The following is a 5,205-nucleotide window of genomic DNA, read 5'->3' on the forward strand; positions in this document are numbered from 1 at the left end:
AAGTTGTGTTCGGCGGTGTCCTACTCTCCCACACCCTCTCGAGTGCAGTACCATCGGCGCTGGCAGGCTTAGCTTCCGGGTTCGGAATGGGACCGGGCGTTTCCCTGCCGCTATGGCCGCCGTAACTCTGTGAAACAAGGCCACACGGTGTGGTTGTGTGGTGTGTTGTTTCAGATACTGCACAGTGGACGCGGAGCGTGATTGTTTGGTGTGTAAGTCCTCGGCCGATTAGTACCGGTCACCTCCACGCATTGCTGCGCTTCCAGTTCCGGCCTATCAACCCCATGGTCTGTGGGGGGCCTTACCCACGCTAGGTGGTGAGAAACCTCATCTTGGAACAGGCTTCCCGCTTAGATGCTTTCAGCGGTTATCCCTTCCGAACGTAGCTAACCAGCGATGCTCCTGGTGGAACAACTGGCACACCAGAGGTTCGTCCGTCCCGGTCCTCTCGTACTAGGGACAGCCTTCCGCAAGTTTCTTACGCGCGCGGCGGATAGAGACCGAACTGTCTCACGACGTTCTAAACCCAGCTCGCGTGCCGCTTTAATGGGCGAACAGCCCAACCCTTGGGACCTACTCCAGCCCCAGGATGCGACGAGCCGACATCGAGGTGCCAAACCATCCCGTCGATATGGACTCTTGGGGAAGATCAGCCTGTTATCCCCGGGGTACCTTTTATCCGTTGAGCGACACCGCTTCCACTTGCCGGTGCCGGATCACTAGTCCCGACTTTCGTCCCTGTTCGACGTGTCAGTCTCACAGTCAAGCTCCCTTGTGCACTTGCACTCAACACCTGATTGCCATCCAGGCTGAGGGAACCTTTGGGCGCCTCCGTTACTCTTTGGGAGGCAACCGCCCCAGTTAAACTACCCACCAGGCACTGTCCCTAACCCAGATCATGGGCCGAGGTTAGACGTCCAATGCGATCAGAGTGGTATTTCAACAACGACTCCACACACACTGGCGTGCATGTTTCACAGTCTCCCACCTATCCTACACAAACCGAATCGAACGCCAATACCAAGCTATAGTAAAGGTCCCGGGGTCTTTTCGTCCTGCCGCGCGTAACGAGCATCTTTACTCGTAATGCAATTTCGCCGAGTCTGTGGTCGAGACAGCAGAGAAGTCGTTACGCCATTCGTGCAGGTCGGAACTTACCCGACAAGGAATTTCGCTACCTTAGGATGGTTATAGTTACCACCGCCGTTTACTGGGGCTTAAATTCTCAGCTTCGCCTTGCGGCTAACCGGTCCTCTTAACCTTCCAGCACCGGGCAGGCGTCAGTCCGTATACATCGACTTACGTCTTCGCACGGACCTGTGTTTTTAGTAAACAGTCGCTTCTCTCTGGTCTCTGCGACCACCCCCAGCTCACCATGTACATGGGTCACCGGGCGTGGTCCCCCTTCTCCCTAAGTTACGGGGGCATTTTGCCGAGTTCCTTAACCACAGTTCTCTCGATCGCCTTGGTATTCTCTACCTGACCACCTGTGTTGGTTTGGGGTACGGGCCGTGTATGAACTCACTAGAGGCTTTTCTCGGCAGCATAGGATCACTGAATTCCCCACAACGGGTACGCATCAAGTCTCAGCCTTGATGACGTGCGGATTTGCCTACACGTCGGCCTACACTCTTACACCAGTACAACCACTGACTGGCCCAGCTACCTTCCTGCGTCACCCCATCGCTTGGCTACTACCAGATCAGGTCCCGCGCATCCCCACCACGCGGTCCGAAGACCGTCTAGGTGGTTCTGGGCGGTTAGTATCACTGATTCACCATGGGCGCGCACACACGGGTACGGGAATATCAACCCGTTGTCCATCGACTACGCCTGTCGGCCTCGCCTTAGGTCCCGACTCACCCTGGGCAGATTAGCTTGACCCAGGAACCCTTGGTCATCCGGCGGACGAGTTTCTCACTCGTCATTCGCTACTCATGCCTGCATTCTCACTCGTGTGGCCTCCACACCTGGATCACTCCGGCGCTTCTAGGGCCACACGACGCTCCCCTACCCACCCACACACCTGCCCGGAGGAGGTACACGTGTGAGTGCCGCGGCTTCGGCGGTGTACTTGAGCCCCGCTACATTGTCGGCGCAGGACCACTTGACCAGTGAGCTATTACGCACTCTTTCAAGGGTGGCTGCTTCTAAGCCAACCTCCTGGCTGTCTCAGCGATCCCACATCCTTTTCCACTTAGTACACGCTTAGGGGCCTTAGCCGGCGATCTGGGCTGTTTCCCTCTCGACTACGAAGCTTATCCCCCGCAGTCTCACTGCCGCACTCTCACACCTCGGCATTCGGAGTTTGGCTGACGTCAGTAACCTTGTGGGGCCCATCGGCCATCCAGTAGCTCTACCTCCGAGGTGAAACATGCGACGCTGCACCTAAATGCATTTCGGGGAGAACCAGCTATCACGGAGTTTGATTGGCCTTTCACCCCTACCCACAACTCATCCCCTCAGTTTTCAACCTAAGTGGGTTCGCGCCTCCACGACGTCTTACCGTCGCTTCACACTGGCCATGGGTAGATCACTCCGCTTCGGGTCTAGAGCATGCCACTACAAACGCCCTGTTCGGACTCGCTTTCGCTACGGCTTCCCCACACGGGTTAACCTCGCGACATACCACTAACTCGCAGGCTCATTCTTCAAAAGGCACGCCATCACCCCAAAAGGGCTCTGACGGATTGTAAGCACACGGTTTCAGGTACTATTTCACTCCCCTCCCGGGGTACTTTTCACCATTCCCTCACGGTACTAATCCGCTATCGGTCACCAAGGAGTATTCAGGCTTACCGGGTGGTCCCGGCAGATTCACAGCAGATTTCACGGGCCCGCTGCTACTTGGGAACAACAATCGCCCCGCCACAAGGTTTTCAGGTACGGGACTCTCACCCTCTACGGCCGACCCTTCCAAGTCGTTCCCCTAACCCGCGGACATCGACGCCCGGTCCGGCAGAACCGGGACATGTCGCCCCACAACACCACACACGCAACCCCTGCCGGGTATCACACGCATGCGGTTTAGCCTCCTCCGCTTTCGCTCGCCACTACTCACGGAATCACTGTTGTTTTCTCTTCCTGCGGGTACTGAGATGTTTCACTTCCCCGCGTTCCCTCCACACACCCTATGAATTCAGATGCGGGTAACACGCCATCACGCGCGCTGGGTTCCCCCATTCGGACACCCTCGGATCACAGCTCGGTTGGCAGCTCCCCGAGGCTTATCGCAGCCTCCTACGTCCTTCATCGGCTCTTGGTGCCAAGGCATCCACCGTGTGCTCTTACACACTTACAACACAAAACAATTAAAGATGCTCGCGTCCACTGTGCAGTTCTCAAACAACACACACCGACCCCACCCACACCACCCACACAGGCAGCACATCGGGAATCAGCGCCAGTCAGAAACAACGGTGTTGTTTCAGACACCCAACAGTGTGCTTCGTCCCGAACCCCCTCCCCCCGGGACAATGCCGGCCCTGAACCGACACCCCGAAGATCACCAGAGATCCTGCGCGATAGTGTTCCACCCCATGAGCGGGTCAGCCGGCCCACACTCGGGACCGAAACTGCCCATCAACTCTGACCACACACACAGTGCATGGTGAGTGCTCCTTAGAAAGGAGGTGATCCAGCCGCACCTTCCGGTACGGCTACCTTGTTACGACTTCGTCCCAATCGCCGATCCCACCTTCGACGGCTCCCTCCACAAGGGTTAGGCCACCGGCTTCGGGTGTTGCCGACTTTCATGACGTGACGGGCGGTGTGTACAAGGCCCGGGAACGTATTCACCGCAGCAATGCTGATCTGCGATTACTAGCGACTCCGACTTCATGGGGTCGAGTTGCAGACCCCAATCCGAACTGAGACCAGCTTTAAGGGATTCGCTCCACCTCACGGTATCGCAGCCCTCTGTACTAGCCATTGTAGCATGTGTGAAGCCCTAGACATAAGGGGCATGATGATTTGACGTCATCCCCACCTTCCTCCGAGTTGACCCCGGCAGTCTCTCACGAGTCCCCACCATAACGTGCTGGCAACATGAGACAGGGGTTGCGCTCGTTGCGGGACTTAACCCAACATCTCACGACACGAGCTGACGACAACCATGCACCACCTGTATACAAGCCACAAGGGAAACGACATCTCTGCCGTCGTCCTGTATATGTCAAGCCTAGGTAAGGTTCTTCGCGTTGCATCGAATTAATCCACATGCTCCGCCGCTTGTGCGGGCCCCCGTCAATTCCTTTGAGTTTTAGCCTTGCGGCCGTACTCCCCAGGCGGGGCGCTTAATGCGTTAGCTACGGCACGGAGATCGTGGAAGACCCCCACACCTAGCGCCCACCGTTTACGGCATGGACTACCAGGGTATCTAATCCTGTTCGCTACCCATGCTTTCGCTCCTCAGCGTCAGTTACTACCCAGAGACCCGCCTTCGCCACCGGTGTTCCTCCTGATATCTGCGCATTTCACCGCTACACCAGGAATTCCAGTCTCCCCTGTAGTACTCAAGTCTGCCCGTATCGCCTGCACGCCCGGAGTTAAGCTCCGAGTTTTCACAGACGACGCGACAAACCGCCTACGAGCTCTTTACGCCCAGTAATTCCGGACAACGCTCGCACCCTACGTATTACCGCGGCTGCTGGCACGTAGTTGGCCGGTGCTTCTTCTGCAGGTACCGTCACTTGCGCTTCGTCCCTACTGAAAGGGGTTTACAATCCGAAGACCGTCATCCCCCACGCGGCGTCGCTGCATCAGGCTTTCGCCCATTGTGCAATATTCCCCACTGCTGCCTCCCGTAGGAGTCTGGGCCGTGTCTCAGTCCCAGTGTGGCCGATCACCCTCTCAGGCCGGCTACCCGTCGTCGCCTTGGTAGGCCATTACCCCACCAACAAGCTGATAGGCCGCGGGCACATCCTGCACCGAAAAACTTTCCACTCCCAGACCATGCGGCCAGAAGTCCTATCCGGTATTAGACCCAGTTTCCCAGGCTTATCCCAGAGTGCAGGGCAGATTACCCACGTGTTACTCACCCGTTCGCCACTCGTGTACCCCCGAAAGGGCCTTACCGTTCGACTTGCATGTGTTAAGCACGCCGCCAGCGTTCGTCCTGAGCCAGGATCAAACTCTCCATAAAAGCTTCTCAGCACTACGAAAAGCACAATCCAAGCAAACAAACAAACCAAAAACTGGCTGTTA

The 5,205-nt window shown here is 56.9% G+C and carries 3 rRNA genes; all 3 read right to left on the reverse strand.

The features are described from left to right. Positions 1-7: 7 nt before the first annotated feature. Positions 8-124: ribosomal RNA gene (rrf, locus tag ACH0BZ_RS16195) — 5S ribosomal RNA — on the reverse strand. Between the two features lie 84 nt (positions 125-208). Next, positions 209-3,301, reverse strand: a 23S ribosomal RNA gene (locus ACH0BZ_RS16200). Between the two features lie 324 nt (positions 3,302-3,625). After that, a 16S ribosomal RNA gene (locus ACH0BZ_RS16205) occupies positions 3,626-5,143 on the reverse strand. Together the 16S, 23S and 5S rRNA genes form the textbook arrangement of a ribosomal RNA operon. Between the last annotated feature and the right edge of the window lie 62 nt (positions 5,144-5,205).

Origin of the sequence: Dietzia sp. 179-F 9C3 NHS (assembly GCF_045369825.1) — a bacterium.
Taxonomy (GTDB): Bacteria; Actinomycetota; Actinomycetes; order Mycobacteriales; family Mycobacteriaceae; genus Dietzia.